This is a genomic window from Stenotrophomonas acidaminiphila (assembly GCA_002951995.1).
Taxonomy (GTDB): Bacteria; Pseudomonadota; Gammaproteobacteria; order Xanthomonadales; family Xanthomonadaceae; genus Stenotrophomonas; species Stenotrophomonas acidaminiphila_A.
Map to the genome: position 1 here is coordinate 2083882 of CP019797.1, position 18005 is coordinate 2101886.

Below are 18005 nucleotides of genomic sequence, written 5' to 3' on the forward strand. Positions count from 1 at the left end.
CGTCATGCAATGAAAAAAGCGGCCCCCGGGCCGCTTTTTTCATGCGCCGACCTCACTGCCAGGCGGGTCAGATCACCTTCGACGGATCGCCCACGCCATATTGGGCCGCCAGCCGCGCCAGCGCGATGTTGTCCTGCACCCCGGTCTTCTGGAACAGGCGCGACTTGTGGGTATTGACCGTCTTGGCACTCAGGCTGAGGCGACGCGCGATCTCTTCCTGGCGATGCCCCTGGACCAGCAGCAGTGCTACTTCCAGTTCCCGTGGCGAAAGCTCGTCGAAGGGCGAAACGTCGCCGTCGATGTTGGACAACGCCAGGTTCTGGGCGATGTTGTTGGCCAGGTAGCGCCGCCCCTGCGCCACATCGTGGATCGCGCGCACCAGCTCGCGGGCGTCGCCGCCCTTGCCGACATACCCCGACGCCCCGGCCTCCAGCAGCCGCTTGGGCATCGGCCCGTCTTCCAACACCGACACGATGATGACGCGGGTGCCATGGTCGCCCTTGACGATGCGCTCGGTGATCTCCAGCCCGCTCAACCCCGGCAGGTTCAGGTCGCAGAGCACCACGTCGGGCTTCAGCCGGCGGATCTGCGGCAGTGCCACCTCGCCACTGTCCGCGGCACCCACCACCTCGATGCCGGTTTCACCGGCAAGGATCATCTGCAGACCGGTGCGCACCAGCGCGTGGTCGTCAATCAGGAATACCGTTATCGTCACTACCCGCTTCCTCCCCCGACACCCAGTGACAGTCGCAGCTGGCTGCGGCTCCGTGGTCTGGAGCCAGGGCGCGGATTTTCCACCACGCGCCGTCACGCAAGCTGCCCTCATTATCAATCAAGTGGCCGGTCCCGCCCCCAGGGGACGACGCACGTGGACGACTCCCCTGTCCACGCATGACCCGATCATGACAAGCCCCGGGTGAGCGACCATGACATGCTGCATGCCGCAGCGGCGCGCGGCCATCAGTGCATCCCTCTCAGCCAGTTAGGGATTCACCGCAACCGGTGGTGACCAGCGGCGGCGGAACAACAATACGTGCACGCCGGTCACCCATGCCAGCGCGGCGCACCAGCCGCCCAGGATATCGGAGGGGTAATGCACGCCCAAGTGGACCCGCGACAGCCCGACGCACGGCACGAAGACCAGGCCGGCAACCGCCACCGGCCAGCGCCAGCGCGTATTCCAGGCCAGGAACAGCGCGGTGGCGGCCAGCGTCATCGACCCCATCGCGTGCCCGCTGGGAAAACTGAAGGTACTTTCCGGCGCGATCGATTCCCACAGGCTCGGCCGCTCGCGCTGGAACAGCTGCTTGCTGCCGATGTTCAACAGCGCCGAGCCCGCGAACGCGGTGGCGGCGAACAGCGTGTCGCGCCAGCGCCGCCGGAATGCGAGCACCGCCACCACCAGCAGGTCGAGCGGAATCACGCCCCACTGGTAGCCCAGCCGCGACATCAGCAGGAAGAACGCATCCAGCGCGGGCGACGCCAGCCCGTGCATGCGCCACAGCAGCGCATGGTCGAGGTACAGCGCCTCGGCCTCGTGGATCTCCTCGGCCAGCGCCACGAACCCGGCCAGCGGCAGCAGCAGGCAGAGGAACAGCACGACCACGCGCCAGGCGTTGTGCGCGAGCCAGTCGCGCACGCCGGCGGCTTCGCGGCGTGATTCAGCCGGCGTGGCGCGCATAGCGGCTCTCGACGTACTCGTCGATCAGCGCCACGAACTCCTGCGCGATGTTCTCGCCCCGCAGCGTCACCTTCTTCTCGCCATCGACGAATACCGGCGCGGCCGGCGCTTCACCGGTGCCCGGCAGCGAGATGCCGATGTTGGCGTGCCGCGATTCGCCCGGGCCATTGACGATGCAGCCCATCACCGCCAGGGTCATGTTTTCCGCGCCCGGGTGGCTCACGCGCCACACCGGCATCTTCTCGCGGACATGGTTCTGCACCACCTTGGCCAGCTCCTGGAAGAACTCGGAGGTGGTGCGCCCGCAGCCCGGGCAGGCCGTGACCATCGGCGTGAACGCCCGCTGCCCGGTGGTCTGCAGCAGTTCCTGGGCGACGATGACCTCCTGGGTGCGTGGCTGCCCCGGCTCGGGCGTGAGCGAGATGCGGATGGTGTCGCCGATGCCTTCCTGCAGCAGCACCGCCAGCGCCGCCGACGAAGCGACGATCCCCTTGCTGCCGATGCCGGCCTCGGTCAGGCCCAGGTGCAGGGCGAAATCGGAGCGGTTGGCCAGGTCACGATAGACCGCGATCAGTTCCTGCACGCCGCTGACCTTGGCCGACAGCACGATGCGCTCGCGCGGCAGGCCCAGTTCGACCGCGGTCTGCGCCGAATCCAGCGCCGAGCGGATCAGCGCCTCGCGCAGCACCCGGCCGGCGTCCCAGGGCTGCGCGCGCTGGCTGTTCTCGTCCATCAGCCTGGCCGCCAGGGTCTGGTCCAGCGAGCCCCAGTTGGCGCCGATGCGCACCGGCTTGTCGTAGCGGATGGCGAACTCGATCAGCTGCGCGAACTGGGTGTCCTTCTTCTTGCCGAAGCCGACGTTGCCCGGGTTGATGCGGTACTTGGCCAGCGCCTCGGCGCAGGCCGGCTCCTGCGCCAGCAGCTGGTGGCCGTTGTAGTGGAAGTCGCCGATCAGCGGCACCTCCACGCCCATCATCCGCAGCTTGTCGACGATCCGCGGAATGGCCGCGGCGGACTCGGCGTTGTTGACGGTCAGCCGCACCATTTCCGAACCGGCGCGCCACAGTTCGGCCACCTGGCGGACGCTGGCGGCGACATCGGCGGTGTCGGTATTGGTCATCGACTGGACGACCACCGGATGCCCGCCGCCGACCTTCACCCCACCGATATCGACGGCATGGGTGATGCGGCGGGGCCAGGCGGTGGCGTCGGCGGGAGGTGTCGGGCGGGTGACGGCGTCGTGCATGGCGCGCAGTTTAGCGCGCCGCCCCGCGCCACCGCATGAACCATGAGCACCGCCCACCTGGACCCATTACGATGCGCGCATGGATTCCGCCGACGCCTCGTTCCTTCGCACCCTGTGCAGCCTGCGCTGGCTGGCCACCGCCGGCCAGGCCAGCGCGATCCTGGTCGCCACCGGGCTGCTGGGACTCGACCTGCCGCAGCTGCCGCTGTGGAGCGGCGTGTGCGTGCTGGCGCTGTTCAACCTCTACGTGCAGTTGCGGGTACACGACAGCGACCCTGCCCCGGTCACCGCCTTCGGCCACATCCTGGTGGACGTGACCGTGCTGACCTGGATGGTCGGCTGGAGCGGGGGCATCACCAATCCGTTCGGCTCGCTGTTCCTGGTCCTGATCGCGCTGGCCGCACTGGCCCTGCCGTTGCGCTGGACCCATGCGGTGGCCGCGGCGTGCGTTGCCGGGTATGCGGTGAGCGCGATCTTCGGGCTGCCGCTGCACGGCGGTTACTTTGATTCGATGAGCCTGCAGTTGTGGGGCGCGGCGGCCAATTTCCTGCTCTCCAGCGTGGTCGTGCTGGTGTTCTCGACGCGGCTGGCCGCGGCGCTGCGCGAGCGCGAGAACCAGCTGGCGCTGCTGCGCGAACGCTTCGTGCGCAACGAGGGCATCGTCGCCCTGGCCACCCATGCGGCATCGGTGGCGCATGAACTGAACACCCCGCTGGCGACCATGACCCTGCTGGCCGACGACATCGCCGAACAGTACGCCGGCGACCCGCTGATGCAGGAAGACATGGACACCCTGCGCGGGCTGCTGGTGCAATGCCGCGAGCGGGTGCTGGCGCTGGCGGCGCCGGCAGAAGGCGCGCGCCGCCGCGCCCGCGTGTCGATCGGCGACGTGCTCGAGCAATGGCGCCTGGTGCGCCCGACCGTGCACCTGCGGCGCAACGCCGACGCGCCGCTGCAGCTGGCGCTGGACCCGGGGGTCGGCCACCTGCTGCAGGTACTGCTGAACAACGCCGCCGACGCCGGCGAACAGACCGGGCAGGGCCAGGTCGACCTGGACATCCGCATCGACGGCGACCACCTGTACGGCGAAGTCCGCGACTACGGCCCCGGCTTCAAGGCCAACGACGCCGCCCACGCGGCGCTGCCGGGCACCCTGTTCAACAGCGGCAAGACCGGCGGCATGGGCGTGGGCCTGGCGCTGTCCCATGCCACCATCGAACGGCTGCACGGGGAACTGTGGATGCGCCCGGCCGAAGGCCGCGGTACCCGCGTCGGTTTCCGGCTGCCCCTTGTCAATATGGAAGCCAATCCATGAGCCCTTCTGCCCACGGCCTGCTGGTCGACGACGATCCGCTGTACCTGCGCACCCTGCAACGCAGCCTCGCCCGGCGCGAGATCGAGACCGTCACCGCCCATGACATCGCAGGTGCGCTGGAGCAGGCCACGCGCGCGCCGCCGGCATTCGCGCTGATCGACCTCAAGCTTGGCGGCGAATCCGGCCTGGCGCTGATCCAGCCGCTGCGCGCGCTGCGCGCGGACATGCGCATCCTGCTGGTCACCGGCTACGCGTCGATCGCCACCGCGGTGGAGGCGATCAAGCTGGGCGCCGACGATTACCTGCCCAAGCCGGCGACGGTGCCGATGATCCTGCGCGCGCTGGGCGAGGCCGACGAGGGCGGCGAGGAACACGAGGACGTCGAGCCGCCCGATGCGATGACCCCGATCAGCCGCCTGCAGTGGGAACACATCCAGCAGGCGCTGCACGAAACCGGCGGCAACGTCTCGGCCGCCGCGCGCCTGCTCGGCATGCACCGCCGCTCGCTGCAGCGCAAGCTGCTCAAGCGGCCGAGCCCGGAGCGCGATCCGCACCGTTGACGCCGCGCACCGCCGCTCCGGAAGCGGGGTGTCTTACCCGCGCTGGATGGACACCCCGCCATCGACCCGCATCGCGGTGCCGGTGACGAACGAGGATGCCGGCGACACCAGGAACAGCGCCGCGGCCGCGATCTCCCCGGGCTGCGCCAGGCGGCGCAGCGCATGCAGGCGCGCCACCGCGCCCAGCGCCGCCTCGTCGGGGTTCATCTCGCGGGCCATCGGCGTGTCGGTGCCGCCGGGCAACAGCGCATTGACGCGCACCCCGGACGGCCCGAGCTCGGCCGCCAGCGACTGCACCAGGCCGATGACACCGGCCTTGCTGGCCGCATACGCGGCCGTACACGGAAAGCCGGCGGTGTGGCCAACGAAGGTCGAGGTGAACACCAGGCTGGCGCCGCTGCCGGTGCGCAGCAGCGACGGAATCTGGTACTTGGCGCCAAGGAAGGCCGCGGTCAGGTTGACCGCCAGCGCATGCTGCCAGTCGCCCAGCGCGACCTCGGGCGTGGGCTGCAGCGGCCCCAGCACGCCGGCGTTGTTGAAGGCCGCATGCAGCGGGCCGAAGGTGTCCTCGGCATGGCGCACCAGCGCCTGTGCGTAGGCTTCCTCGCACACGTCGCCGGCCAGCCAGGTGGCGGCGCCGCCGCCGGCCTGGATCTGCGCGGCCAGCGCCTGCAGTTCGGCGCCGCGGCGCGCGCCCAGCACCACCCGCGCGCCTTCGGCGGCGAACAGCAGCGCGGCGGCGCGGCCGATGCCGGAACTGGCGCCGGTGATCAGTATGGTCTTGTCGTGCAATGCCTTCATATGCGGCTCCCGATGGATGGAGCGCGCAGGATGAAGGCCGGCGGCGCGCGGCGCTCGCCGCTATCGGACATGGCATTGGCGCAGCGCATGGAAACGAAAAGCCCGGCGTGTGCCGGGCTTTTCGGGTAGTGCGTGCCGCCGTGGCTTACGCCGCGACGGTGTCGGCCACGTCCTTGTAGTCCGCGATCTGGTCGAAGTTCATGTAGCGGTAGATCTCCGCGCCATTGGCGTTGATCACGCCGATGTCGGCCATGTACTCCTCCTTGGTCGGGATCCGGCCCAGGCGCGAGCAGATCGCCGCCAGTTCCGCCGAGCCCAGGTACACATTGGTGTTGCGGCCCAGGCGGTTGGGGAAGTTGCGGGTCGAGGTCGACATCGCGGTGGAGCCTTCGCGGATCTGCGCCTGGTTGCCCATGCACAGCGAGCAGCCCGGCATTTCCATGCGCGCGCCGGCGCTGCCGAAGGTGCCGTACACGCCTTCCTTGGTCAGCTCGGAGGCATCCATCTTGGTCGGCGGGGCCACCCACAGGCGGGTCGGGATGTCGCGCTTGCCTTCCAGCAGCTTGGCGGCGGCACGGAAGTGGCCGATGTTGGTCATGCACGAACCGATGAACACCTCGTCGATCCTGGCGCCGGCCACTTCGGACAGGGTCTTGACGTCGTCCGGGTCGTTCGGGCACGCCACGATCGGCTCGTGGATGTCGGCCAGGTCGATCTCGATGACCGCGGCGTACTCGGCGTCGGCATCCGGCTCCAGCAGCTGCGGGTCGGCCAGCCACGCTTCCATCTTCTCGATCCGGCGCGCCAGCGAGCGGGCGTCTTGGTAGCCTTCGGCGATCATCCACTTCAGCAGCGTGATGTTGCTGTTGAGGTACTCGATGATCGGCTCCTTGTTCAGGCGCACGGTGCAGCCGGCGGCCGAGCGTTCGGCCGAGGCGTCGGACAGCTCGAACGCCTGCTCCACCTTCAGCTCCGGCAGGCCTTCGATCTCCAGGATGCGGCCGGAGAAGATGTTCTTCTTGCCGGCCTTGGCCACGGTCAGCAGGCCCTGCTTGATGGCATACAGCGGGATCGCGTTGACCAGGTCACGCAGGGTCACGCCCGGCTGCATCTGGCCCTTGAAGCGCACCAGCACCGACTCCGGCATGTCCAGCGGCATGACCCCGGTGGCCGCGGCGAAGGCGACCAGGCCCGAACCGGCCGGGAACGAGATGCCCACCGGGAAACGGGTGTGCGAGTCGCCGCCGGTGCCGACGGTGTCGGGCAGCAGCATGCGGTTGAGCCAGCTGTGGATCACGCCGTCGCCCGGGCGCAGCGACACGCCGCCGCGGGTGGAGATGAACTCCGGCAGGGTGTGGTGGGTCTTCACGTCCACCGGCTTCGGATAGGCGGCGGTATGGCAGAACGACTGCATCACCAGGTCGGCCGAGAAGCCCAGGCAGGCCAGGTCCTTGAGCTCGTCGCGGGTCATCGGGCCGGTGGTGTCCTGCGAACCCACCGAGGTCATCTTCGGTTCGCAGTAGGTGCCCGGGCGCATGCCCTTGCCTTCCGGCAGGCCACAGGCGCGGCCGACCATCTTCTGCGCCAGCGAGTAGCCCTTGCCGGTGTCGGCCGGCTGCACCGGCAGGCGGAACAGGGTGGTGGCCGGCAGGCCCAGCGCCTCGCGCGCCTTGGCGGTCAGGCCGCGGCCGATGATCAGCGGAATGCGGCCGCCGGCGCGCACTTCGTCGAACAGCACTTCGGACTTCACCTCGAACTCGGCGATCACCTCACCGTTCTTCAGCGCCTTGCCTTCGTACGGACGCAGCTCGACGACGTCGCCGTGCTCCATCTTCGACACGTCAAGCTCGATCGGCAGCGCGCCGGCGTCTTCCATGGTGTTGTAGAAGATCGGTGCGATCTTGCCGCCCAGGCACACGCCGCCGGCGCGCTTGTTGGGGATGTACGGGATGTCGTCGCCGGTCCACCACAGCACGCTGTTGGTGGCCGACTTGCGCGAGGAGCCGGTGCCGACCACGTCGCCGACGTAGGCGACCAGGTGGCCCTTTTCCTTCAGCGACAGGATCTGCTGGATCGGGCCGCGCTTGCCGTCTTCTTCCGGGGTGAACGGCGCGTCGTCGCGCTTGTTCTTCAGCATCGCCAGGGCGTGCATCGGGATGTCCGGGCGGGTGGTGGCGTCCGGCGCCGGCGACAGGTCGTCGGTGTTGGTCTCGCCCGGCACCTTGAACACGGTGATGGTCAGGCTCTGCGGCACTTCCGGCTTGCTGGTGAACCACTCGGCGTCGGCCCAGCTCTGCAGCACGGCCTGCGCGTTGGCGTTGCCGGCCTTGGCCTTTTCCTGCACGTCATGGAACGCGTCGAACACCAGCAGGGTGTTCTTCAGCGCGTCGGCGGCGATGGCGCCGACCTGGGCGTCGTCCAGCAGCTGGATCAGCGGCGCGACGTTGTAGCCGCCGAGCATGGTGCCCAGCAGTTCGGTGGCGCGCTCGCGGCTGATCAGGGCGTTCTTCTCGGTACCGAAGGCGACCGCCGCCAGGTACGACGCCTTGACCTTGGCGGCATCGTCCACGCCGGCCGGCACGCGGTGGGTGATCAGGTCGAGCAGGAACTCGGCCTCGCCCGCCGGCGGGTTCTTCAACAGCTCGATGACGTCGGCCGTCTGCTGTGCGCTCAGCGGCAGCGGCGGGATGCCGAGCGCGGCGCGCTCGGCTACGTGGTGGCGGTAGGCTTCCAACATGACAACTCCCGGGTGGTACGGATGAGGAATGGGGTATGGGCTCAGGCTTGCGGCACGATCAGCTTCAGGCCCTTGAAGTAGTCGCGGTAAAACGTGTCGTTCCAGGTGATCAGGCCGTCGCACTGCAGCAGGGCGTGGGCGCCGACCATGAAATCGTCGATGCGGCGGCTGTCGCCGGCATTGCGCTGGCGGTGGCGGCGGTGCATCTCGCCGGCGCGCAGCGCCGACTTGGCCTCCAGCGGGCTGAAATGGATGCCCATTTCCTCCAGCGCCTCCTGTACCTGCGCGCCGCCACGCAGCGAGGCGCAGATCTCGGCCAGGGTCGTGCCGCAGACCACCACCCGGCCACCGACCAGCGCCTGCCGCAGGCAGGCCTCCACCGCGTCGGCGCGGGGCCGTCGCTGAGCAGTTCGATCAGCACCGGGGAATCGACCGCGATCATGCGCCGCCGGCCTCGCCGGCCTCGTCGCGCACGGTACGCACGGCCTGCTCGGCGGACGGGAAGCCGTCCAGCGCGAACTTGCCACGGGCACGGGAAATGGCATCGTCCACGCTCTTGCGCAGGATGATGCGGCTGCCTTCCAGCTCGACCTTCAACAGCGTGCCCTTGGTCAGGCCCAGCGCGTCGCGCACGGCCTTGGGCAGGGTGATCTGTCCGCGTTCAGCAACGGTGGCTTCCATCGGGCGCCCTCCAAAGTATGCACGAATTATACATACCTTGACCCGCATACCCAAGCGCACGGGGCACCCTTGGCAGCGCCGCAAGGCTTGTGCCGCAAGGGTCTGCGCCCTTCCCGTGACATGGCTGCAACAAACCGGTGCGTATGCTCGGGGGCCTGCACCGGCCCCGCCCCCGGAAAGATCGTCCATACTCGGGCGACCGCTTCACTGAACGGGGCGCACCGCGCCAGCCAGCGCGCGCCTGAGCGCCGCCGCACGCCATCCGCAACAGGAGTCAGCCATGAGCGATTCGTTCTCCACCCGCAGCCAACTCACCGTCGGCGACCAGACCTACACCTATTGCAGCCTGCCCAGGCTGGGCGAGCGCTTCGACCTCTCGCACCTGCCCTACTCGATGAAGATCCTGCTGGAGAACCTGCTCCGCCACGAGGACGGCGGCCAGACCGTGGGCCCCGAGCACATCGAGGCGGTGGCCAGGTGGAATCCGCAGGCCGAACCGGACACCGAGATCGCCTTCATGCCGGCGCGGGTGGTGCTGCAGGACTTCACCGGGGTGCCGTGCGTGGTCGACCTGGCGGCGATGCGCGATGCGGTCACCCGGCTGGGCGGCCGCGCCGAGCAGATCAACCCGCTGATTCCCTCGGAACTGGTGATCGACCACTCGGTGCAGGTGGATGTGTTCGGCCGCGCCGACGCGCTGGACCTCAATGGCCGCATCGAGTTCGAGCGCAACCGCGAGCGCTACGGTTTCCTGCGCTGGGGCCAGAAGGCGTTCGAGAACTTCAAGGTGGTGCCACCGAACACCGGCATCGTGCACCAGGTGAACCTGGAGAACCTGGCCCGGGTGGTGATGGAGCGCGACGTGGACGGCACCCGCTGGGCGTTCCCGGACACCGTGTTCGGCACCGACTCGCACACCACCATGATCAACGGCATCGGCGTGCTCGGCTGGGGCGTGGGCGGCATCGAGGCCGAGGCCGCCATGCTCGGCCAGCCTTCGTCGATGCTGATTCCGCAGGTGGTCGGCTTCAAGCTCAGCGGCCGCCTGCCCGAAGGCGCCACCGCCACCGACCTAGTGCTGACCGTCACCCAGATGCTGCGCGCGCTGGGCGTGGTCGGCAAGTTCGTCGAGTTCTACGGGGATGGCCTGCAGCACCTGCCGCTGGCCGACCGCGCCACCATCGCCAACATGGCGCCGGAGTACGGGGCCACCTGCGGCATCTTCCCGATCGACGCCGAGTCGCTGAACTACCTGCGCCTGTCCGGGCGCAGCGACGCGCAGATCGCGCTGGTCGAAGCCTATGCCAAGGCCCAGGGCCTGTGGCATGCGCCGGACAGCCCGCATGCGCGCTACAGCGCCACGCTAGAACTGGACATGGGCACGGTGCAGCCGTCGCTGGCCGGCCCCAAGCGCCCGCAGGACCGGGTGCTGCTGCAGGACGTGCGCCGGAACTTCGCCGATGCGCTGGTCGGGCTCACTGCCAACCGCGACCACCGCAACGGCGAGGTCGCCGAGTTCATCAACGAGGGCGGCGGCGCGGCGGTGGGCAACGAGCAGCTGGCCAAGGGCCATGCCGACATCGAGATCGACGGCCGCAAGGTGCGGCTGAAGGACGGCGCGGTGGTGATCGCCGCCATCACGTCGTGCACCAACACCTCCAACCCGGCGGTGATGATCGGCGCCGGCCTGCTGGCGCGCAACGCCGCCGCACGCGGCCTGACCCGCCAGCCCTGGGTCAAGACCTCGCTCGGGCCGGGCTCGCGGGTGGTCACCGACTACCTGGAAAAGGCCGGCGTACTGAAGGAACTGGAGAAGCTGGGCTTCTACGTGGTCGGCTACGGCTGCACCACCTGCATCGGCAACTCCGGCCCGCTGCCCACCGAGGTCAGCGCCGGCATCGCCGCCGGCGACCTGGTGGTCGCCTCGGTGTTGTCGGGCAACCGCAACTTCGAGGGCCGCGTGCATCCCGAGGTCAAGGCCAACTACCTGGCCTCGCCGCCGCTGGTGGTGGCCTACGCCATCGCCGGTACGGTCAACATCGACCTGACCCGCGAACCGCTGGGCACGGACCGCGACGGCAACGACGTCTACCTGCGCGACATCTGGCCCAGCAACAAGGAAATCGGCGACGTCATCGCCGCCACCGTCGGCCCGGAGATGTTCAAGCAGAACTACGCCGACGTGTTCAAGGGCGACAGCCGCTGGGCGCGCATCGAGTCGCCGGAGGGCCAGGCCTACCAGTGGGACGCGGCGTCCACCTACATCAAGAACCCGCCGTACTTCGACGGCATGACCATGGCCGTGGGCAGCATCGCCGACATCCATGGCGCGCGCGTGCTCGGCCTGTTCGGCGACTCGATCACCACCGACCACATCTCCCCGGCCGGCAACATCAAGAAGGACTCGCCCGCGGGCCGCTTCCTGCAGTCGCGCGGCGTGCAGCCGGCCGACTTCAACAGCTACGGCAGCCGCCGCGGCAACGACGACGTGATGGTGCGCGGCACTTTCGCCAACATCCGCATCAAGAACCTGATGTTCGGCGGCGAGGAAGGCGGCAACACCCTGTACTTCGGCGTGCAGCCGCCGGAAAAGATGTCCATCTACGACGCGGCGATGAAGTACAAGGCCACCGGCACGCCGCTGGTGGTGGTGGCCGGCAAGGAATACGGCACCGGCTCCTCGCGCGACTGGGCCGCCAAGGGCACCAACCTGCTCGGGGTCAAGGCGGTGATCGCCGAGAGCTTCGAGCGCATCCACCGCTCCAACCTGGTGGGCATGGGCGTGCTGCCGCTGCAGTTCCTGCCGGGCGAGAACGCGCAGACGCTCGGGCTGGACGGCTCGGAGGTGTTCGACATCACCGGACTGGAGGACGGCCAGTCCAAGCGCGCCAGCGTCACCGCGACCCGCCCCGACGGCCGTGTGACCCGCTTCCAGGCGCATGTGCTGCTGCTGACGCCGAAGGAAGTCGAGTATTTCCGCAATGGTGGCCTGCTGCAGTACGTCCTCCGCCAGCTGGCGGCGAAGAAGGTGGCGTAGGCGCCTGCGGCAACACGCAACCCCGCCCCGCGCAGCGCGCGGGGCGTTCGTCAACACCGCGTGGCAGTACCACGCGCGGGTGGTCCGCCCGCCCTCACCCGCGAGAGGGTCTGCTGCCACACGTACTTCGCCAGCCGGCAACGAAGAAGGTGACGTAAGCGCCTGCTGCAACCTGAAGGCCCTGCCCTGCCCGCGCAGCGCGCGGTATTCGTCCGTACCGCGCGGCAATACGACGCGCGGGTGGTCCACCCTCATCCGCGAGTGGGCCTGTTGCCACACGTACTTCGCCCACCGGCAGCGAAGAAGGTGACGTAAGCGCCTGCTGCAACCTGAAGGCCCTGCCCTGCCCCGCGCAGCGCGCGGTATTCGTCCGTACCGCGCGGCAGTGCCCAGCACAGGCCTCCCGCACTCGCCCGCAGGGGCGGCCTGCTGCAACCGGGAAGACCGGCGGCAACGACAGCGAGATTGGCATCGCGTGGAGCGCGCAGGCGTCCCGGCCGGTGCCACGCGCGGCCCCGGGTTTGTGCCGGGCGCGCCGCTTGGGCCATGATCGCCGTCTGTCATCGCCACGAAGGGAGTTCGATGGGTATCGATGCATCGCGTCGCCGCGTGCTGGGCTGGGGCGGCGGTCTGCTGGCGGGGCTGGCCGTGCCGGCCGCCGCGACGAACGGGGCAGCGCCCGCCGCCATTGCCTCGGCCGACAGCAGTGCGCTGTATGCCCGCGCCCTGGTCCTGGATGCCAATGTGCTGGCGTCGATCGGCGCGCTGCTGGATGACGATGCGCAGGCGCTGCACCTGCGTCAGATACGCGACTCGGGCATCAGCGCGATCAAGACCACGCTCGGCGGCGCGGCCGGGTCATTCGAGGAAACCGTCGCCGACATCGCCCGCGCGCAGCAACTGGTCGAATCGGTGCCGGAGATGTTCCTCAAGGTCGTCCACCACGCCGACCTGGCGCGCGCCAAGCGCGAAGGCCGGGTGGCGCTGATCTTCTCGTTCGAGGCCGCCACCATGCTCGAGGACAGGCTCGAGCGCATCGACCTGTTCCGCGGGCTCGGGGTACGGGTCATGCAGTTGTCCTACAACCACGCCTCGCCGTTCGGCGGCGGTTGCCTGGACGCCGCGCCCAGTGGCCTGAGCCCGCTCGGGCGCGAAGCCGTGGCCCGCATGAACGACTGCGGCGTGGCGTTGGACCTCAGCCACTCCAGCGCCCTGGCCACGCGCGAAGGCATCGAGGCCAGCCGCACGCCACCGCTGATCACCCACGCCGGCTGCAGCGCGGTGTTCGAGCATCCGCGCAACAAGCGCGATACCGAGTTGCGGGCGATGGCCGACAAGGGCGGCGTGGTCGGCATCTACATGCTGCCGTTCCTCACCGAAGACAGCCGCCAGCCGCTGCTGGCCGACTACATCGCGCACCTCGAGCACGCGCTGCGCGTGTGTGGCGAGGATCACGTCGGGATCGGCAGCGACGCGCTGTTCTTCCCGGTGGACGCGCAGGACATCCGCGACATGGAGCGGCAGATGCGCGAACGCCGGCTGGCCGGCACCGGTGCGCCGGGCGAGAACCGCACGCCCTACCTGCCCGACGCCAACAGCCCGCGCCGGCTGGCGCAGGTGGCCGATGCGCTGCTGCGCCGCGGGCACCCGCCGCGCGTGGTGGACAAAGTCCTGGGCGCCAACTTCGCCCGCGCCTTCGGCGATATCTGGGGCAACGGATGAGATCGCCGGCGCGTTACTCGAACGCGCCGACGCTGTCGTGGCTGAGGTTGTCGAAGCGGGTGTATTCGCCGAAGAACTTCAGCTTGCACGATCCGGTGGGGCCACCACGGTGCTTGCCGATGATGATCTCGGCCAGGCCCTTGTCCGGCGAGTTTTCCTTGTTGTAGTACTCGTCGCGGTAGATGAACACGATCATGTCCGCGTCCTGCTCGATGGCGCCCGATTCGCGCAGGTCGGCCATCACCGGGCGCTTGTCGGTACGCGTTTCCAGCGAGCGGTTGAGCTGGGACAGCGCGATCACCGGCACGTTCAGCTCCTTGGCCAGTCCCTTGAGCGAACGCGAGATCTCCGAGATCTCGGTGGCGCGGTTCTCGCTGTTGCCGGGCACGCTCATCAGCTGCAGGTAGTCGATCACCACCAGCCCCAGGTCATGCTCGCGCTTGAGCCGGCGGCACTTGGAGCGCAGCACTTCCGGCGACACGCCCGGGGTGTCGTCGATGAAGATCTTGGTTTCCTTGAGCATGCGGATGGCGCTGGTGACGCGGCTCCAGTCCTCGTCCTCGAGCTGGCCGGTGCGCAGTCGCGTGGCGTTGATGCGGCCGTTGGAGGAAATCAGGCGCATGGCCAGCTGCGAGGCCGACATTTCCATGGAGAACACCGCCACGCCTTTCTTCGACTTGATCGCCGCGTACTCGGCGATGTTCAGCGCGAAGGTGGTCTTGCCCATCGCCGGGCGCGCGGCCAGGATGATCAGGTCGGTCGGCTGCAGGCCGGCGGTCATCGCATCGAATTCGTTGTAACCGGTTGGCAGGCCGGTGATGTTGCCGCCGTTCTCGAAGCGGTTGCGCAGTTCCTCGAACGCATCCTTCAACGCGCCGGGCATGGCCACGAAGTCGGTGCGACCGCGTGCGCCCTGCTCGGCAATGGCGAACACCGATTTTTCCGCCGACGCCAGCAGTTCGGTGCTGTCGCGGCCCTCGGGCTGGAAGCCGTCGTTGACGATGTCGGTGCCGACCTGGATCAGCTGCCGCAGCACCGCCTTATCGCGCACGATCTCGGCGTAGGCGCCAATGTTGGCGGCCGACGGCGTGGTGCTGGCCAGTTCGATCAGGTAGGCGCCGTCGCCGACCTGCTCCAGCTTGCCCTGCGATTCGAACCACTCGCCCAGCGTCACCGCATCGAACGGCCGGTCGCGCTCGGACAGCTCGCGGATGGCGCGGTAGATCAGCTGGTGGTCGCGGCGGTAGAAGTCCTTTTCGGTCAGTGCCTCGTTGACCCGGTCGAAGGCCTCCGGCGCCAGCATCAGGCCGCCGAGCACCGCCTGTTCGGCCTCGACCGAATGCGGGGGCACGCGCAGGGTGTCGATGCGCTGTTCGCCGCGCTCTGCGCGGTCGTTGCGGTCGGAACGGAAGCCAGGACGGGCAGACATGAAAAACCTTCGTGCAGCGGGAAAACGACCCGGCCATGGTAGGCCGATGCAGGCCGGCAATGTGGGGATAAGTCCGTGGACAAGCTGTCGGCAGCCCGTGGATGTGGCCACCGGCCCCGCTTCACAAGGGCCTGCGACGCCACCGGCACGCAAACCCCGGCAGCGTCGCCGGTGCCGGGGTCCGCATTATCGCCCGATCGGGCCGCGCCGGCGCGTTCAGTGCCGGGCGTGGATCCGGATCCAGTCCAGGAAGCGGTCGACATACGCCTGCAGGAAGCGGCGGGTGCCGTCGTTGGTCACGCTACCATCGGCCTCGATCAGCCCTTCCTTGTACTGCAGGAAGGCCTCGGGCTGGGCCATCACCGACAGGTTGACGAACACCAGCACGTTGCGCAGGTGCTGCTGGGCCATCGCGGTGCCGGCCGCGCCGGGCGAGGTCCCGATCACCGCCGCCGGCTTGCCGTCGAAGGCGCTGTCGCCGTACGGCCGCGAGGCGGTATCGATGGCGTTCTTGAGCACCCCGGGAATGGAGCGGTTGTACTCGGCGGTGACGAACAGCAGCGCATCGGCCTGGCGGATCGCGGCTTTCAGGCGCGTGCCCTGCGCCGGGAAGTCGCCGTCATGGTCCTGGTTGTAGAGCGGGATGTCGTCGATGCGCAGGTAGTCGAACCGCGCGCGATCGCCGGCCAGCTTCTCCAGGGCCAGCGCCAGGCGGCGGTTGTGGGACTCCTTGCGCAGGCTGCCGACAAGTACGGCGATGCGGTACGGTTGCATGGCGACCTCGCTGCGGTAAGGGAAGTCCAGCCTAGCCGACCGCACCTTGTTGGCCGGTGAAGGCCGGCCGCGGTCAGCCCGCCCGCACCTGCGCCCGCTGCGCCTGCCAGTGCGCCTGCCAGGCCTGGAACATCAGCACGTTCCACAGGTGGGTGTGCCACTTGCGCTCGCCCTGGCCGAAGCGCTGCCACAGCGTGGAGATGGCGGCCTCCTCGAACACCCCGTCCTGGCGCAGCCGTCGCGGATCGAGCAGGTCGCCGGCCCAGCCCTGCAGCTCGCCGCGCAGCCACTGCGTCACCGGCGCGCCGAAGCCGCGCTTGCCGCGGAACACCATCGCGTCGGGCAGGTAGCGCCGCAGCACCTGCTTGGGCAGGTACTTGCTGGTGCCGTCGCGCAGCTTCATGGCCAGCGGCAGCGACCAGGCGAACTCGGCCACCTGCCAGTCCAGCAGTGGCGCGCGTGCCTCCAGGCTGGCCGCCATGCTGGTGCGGTCCACCTTGCACAGCAGGTCGTCGGCCAGATAGGTGGTGAAATCGGCCAGCATCATCGCGTCGGCCGCCGTGCCCTGCCCCTGCAGCGGGTCGGGCAGGCTGTAGAACGTGGCCGGCTCGCGTGCGCCACGCACCACCGCGGCGGGGTCGCGCCAGCGCGAGATGCGGTTGCGGTAGACATCGCCGATGCCGCTGGCGCCGGCCTCGGCCAGCAGCGCGGGCAGCCCGCCGGCGCGCGAATCCTCGCCCTGTGCCCGGGCACGACGGCCCAGCCAGCGGCGCAGCGGCGCCGGCACGCGCTGCAGCGCGCGCCAGTTGCGCAGCGCGCGCTGGTAGCGGGTGTAGCCGAAGAACAGTTCGTCGCCGCCATCGCCGGACAGCGCCACGGTGACCCCGCGCCGCGCCAGCCGCGCCACCAGCGCGGTCGGCACCTGCGAAGCATCGGCGAACGGCTCGTCGAACATCACCGGCAGCTCCGGCACCACCGCCAGCGCATCGGCACCGCTGACGTACAGCTCGGTGTGGTCGCAGCCCAGGTGGGCGGCGACCTCCCTGGCCAGCGGCGCCTCGTCGTGGTCGGAGTCCTCGAAGCCGATGCTGAAACTGTGCACCGGGGCCATGCTCTGCGCCTGCATCAGCGCCGTGACGAGGGCCGAATCGGTGCCGCCGGACAGGAACACGCCCACCGGCACGTCGGCCACCATGCGCAGCGCCACGGCCTGGCGCAGCCGCGCGTCGAGCGCGTCGGTGGCCTCGGCCGCGCTGCCGGCGAACGGCGTGGCCAGGCAGGCGGCCATGCGCGAGGGCGCGTCCCAGTACGCCACCTGCGCCTGCGCCGGCCGGTGCGCGGCGGCACCGGCGGCCACCGCGGCCGCGTCCAGTTGCAGCACCCGGCCCGGCATCAGCTTGAACGCACGCTCGTGGATGCAGTGCGGCGCCGGGATGTAGTCCAGCCGCAGCAGCAGGGTCAGCGCGTCGCGGTCGATGCCGTTGTCGAACGCCGGGTGCCGCCACAGCGCCTTCAGTTCGGAACCGAACACCAGCGTGTCGCCGGCCCAGCCGTAGTACAGCGGCTTCTTGCCGACCCGGTCGCGGGCCAGCGACAGGCGTTGTTCGCGCCGGTCCCACAGCGCGATCGCGAACATGCCGTTGCAGCGCCGCAGCGTCGCCTCCAGCCCCCACTGCACGACCGCGGCCAGCAGCACCTCGGTGTCGGAATGACCGTGGAAAGCATGGCCGAGCGGTTCCAGCTCGGCACGCAGCGTGGCGAAGTTGTAGATCTCGCCGTTGTAGGCCAGCCGGTAGCGGCCGTCGCTGGACGCCATCGGCTGGTGGCCCAGCGGCGACAGGTCGAGGATGCTCAGCCGCCGGTGCGCCAGCGCCACGCCGGCGCCGGCATCGGCCCAGACGCCGCGGTCATCGGGACCGCGATGGGCCAGCGCATCGCCCATCGCGCCGGCCAGCGCCGCCAACTCCGCTTCCTGCAACCGCGCCTGCGATTGCAGTATTCCCGCCAGTCCACACATACAGA

The 18005-nt window shown here is 69.4% G+C and carries 13 protein-coding genes and 1 pseudogene; 4 read left to right on the forward strand and 10 right to left on the reverse strand.

What is annotated here, in order from left to right; translation table 11 throughout:
* Positions 1 to 67 precede the first annotated feature (67 nt).
* The 3 genes from sirA to B1L07_09370 form a co-directional block, all read right to left on the reverse strand.
* Positions 68 to 715 (reverse strand): two-component system response regulator UvrY, encoded by a 648-nt coding sequence (gene sirA, locus B1L07_09360; protein AUZ55260.1) that lies wholly within the window; start codon positions 713 to 715, stop codon positions 68 to 70.
* 267 nt (positions 716 to 982) lie between these two features.
* Positions 983 to 1681 (reverse strand): hypothetical protein, encoded by a 699-nt coding sequence (locus B1L07_09365; protein AUZ55261.1) that lies wholly within the window; start codon positions 1679 to 1681, stop codon positions 983 to 985.
* Positions 1662 to 2927: a 4-hydroxy-3-methylbut-2-en-1-yl diphosphate synthase gene (locus tag B1L07_09370; protein AUZ55262.1), complete on the reverse strand. Its 1266-nt coding sequence runs from the start codon at positions 2925 to 2927 to the stop codon at positions 1662 to 1664. Before B1L07_09370 ends, B1L07_09365 begins: the two co-directional genes overlap by 20 nt.
* A 79-nt stretch (positions 2928 to 3006) precedes the next feature.
* Between B1L07_09370 and B1L07_09375 the strand changes: the two genes are divergently transcribed.
* Both B1L07_09375 and B1L07_09380 read left to right on the forward strand, forming a co-directional pair.
* Entirely contained in the window at positions 3007 to 4242 is a 1236-nt protein-coding gene (locus tag B1L07_09375) for a sensor histidine kinase (GenBank protein AUZ55263.1), read from the forward strand.
* Positions 4239 to 4802, forward strand: a complete 564-nt coding sequence (locus B1L07_09380) for a two-component system response regulator (GenBank protein AUZ55264.1) — start codon at positions 4239 to 4241, stop codon at positions 4800 to 4802. Before B1L07_09375 ends, B1L07_09380 begins: the two co-directional genes overlap by 4 nt.
* 33 nt (positions 4803 to 4835) lie before the next feature.
* Here B1L07_09380 and B1L07_09385 read toward each other — a convergent pair whose 3' ends face one another.
* The 4 genes and pseudogenes from B1L07_09385 to B1L07_09400 form a co-directional block, all read right to left on the reverse strand.
* On the reverse strand, positions 4836 to 5603 hold the full coding sequence (locus tag B1L07_09385; protein AUZ55265.1) for a short-chain dehydrogenase: 768 nt from the start codon (positions 5601 to 5603) through the stop codon (positions 4836 to 4838).
* A gap of 145 nt (positions 5604 to 5748) precedes the next feature.
* Entirely contained in the window at positions 5749 to 8340 is a 2592-nt protein-coding gene (locus B1L07_09390) for a bifunctional aconitate hydratase 2/2-methylisocitrate dehydratase (GenBank protein AUZ55266.1), read from the reverse strand.
* 41 nt (positions 8341 to 8381) lie between these two features.
* Positions 8382 to 8782: pseudogene (locus tag B1L07_09395) on the reverse strand (VapC toxin family PIN domain ribonuclease).
* Positions 8779 to 9021 (reverse strand): AbrB family transcriptional regulator, encoded by a 243-nt coding sequence (locus B1L07_09400; GenBank protein AUZ55267.1) that lies wholly within the window; start codon positions 9019 to 9021, stop codon positions 8779 to 8781. Before B1L07_09400 ends, B1L07_09395 begins: the two are co-directional and overlap by 4 nt.
* A 280-nt stretch (positions 9022 to 9301) precedes the next feature.
* On the opposite strand from B1L07_09400, the gene B1L07_09405 reads away from it, so the two are divergent.
* Both B1L07_09405 and B1L07_09410 read left to right on the forward strand, forming a co-directional pair.
* Entirely contained in the window at positions 9302 to 12058 is a 2757-nt protein-coding gene (locus tag B1L07_09405; GenBank protein ID AUZ55268.1) for an aconitate hydratase 1, read from the forward strand.
* 582 nt (positions 12059 to 12640) lie between these two features.
* Positions 12641 to 13780 (forward strand): Zn-dependent dipeptidase, encoded by a 1140-nt coding sequence (locus B1L07_09410; protein ID AUZ55269.1) that lies wholly within the window; start codon positions 12641 to 12643, stop codon positions 13778 to 13780.
* 13 nt (positions 13781 to 13793) lie between these two features.
* On the opposite strand, the gene B1L07_09415 is transcribed toward B1L07_09410, so the two are convergent.
* The 3 genes from B1L07_09415 to B1L07_09425 all read right to left on the reverse strand — a co-directional run bounded on the left by B1L07_09415 (position 13794) and on the right by B1L07_09425 (position 18000).
* Positions 13794 to 15209: a replicative DNA helicase gene (locus tag B1L07_09415; GenBank protein ID AUZ55270.1), complete on the reverse strand. Its 1416-nt coding sequence runs from the start codon at positions 15207 to 15209 to the stop codon at positions 13794 to 13796.
* Between the two features lie 216 nt (positions 15210 to 15425).
* A complete protein-coding gene (locus tag B1L07_09420; protein ID AUZ55271.1) occupies positions 15426 to 15983 on the reverse strand; it encodes an NADPH-dependent FMN reductase in 558 nt (185 codons plus the stop codon).
* Between the two features lie 73 nt (positions 15984 to 16056).
* On the reverse strand, positions 16057 to 18000 hold the full coding sequence (locus B1L07_09425; GenBank protein ID AUZ55272.1) for an asparagine synthase (glutamine-hydrolyzing): 1944 nt from the start codon (positions 17998 to 18000) through the stop codon (positions 16057 to 16059).
* Between the last annotated feature and the right edge of the window lie 5 nt (positions 18001 to 18005).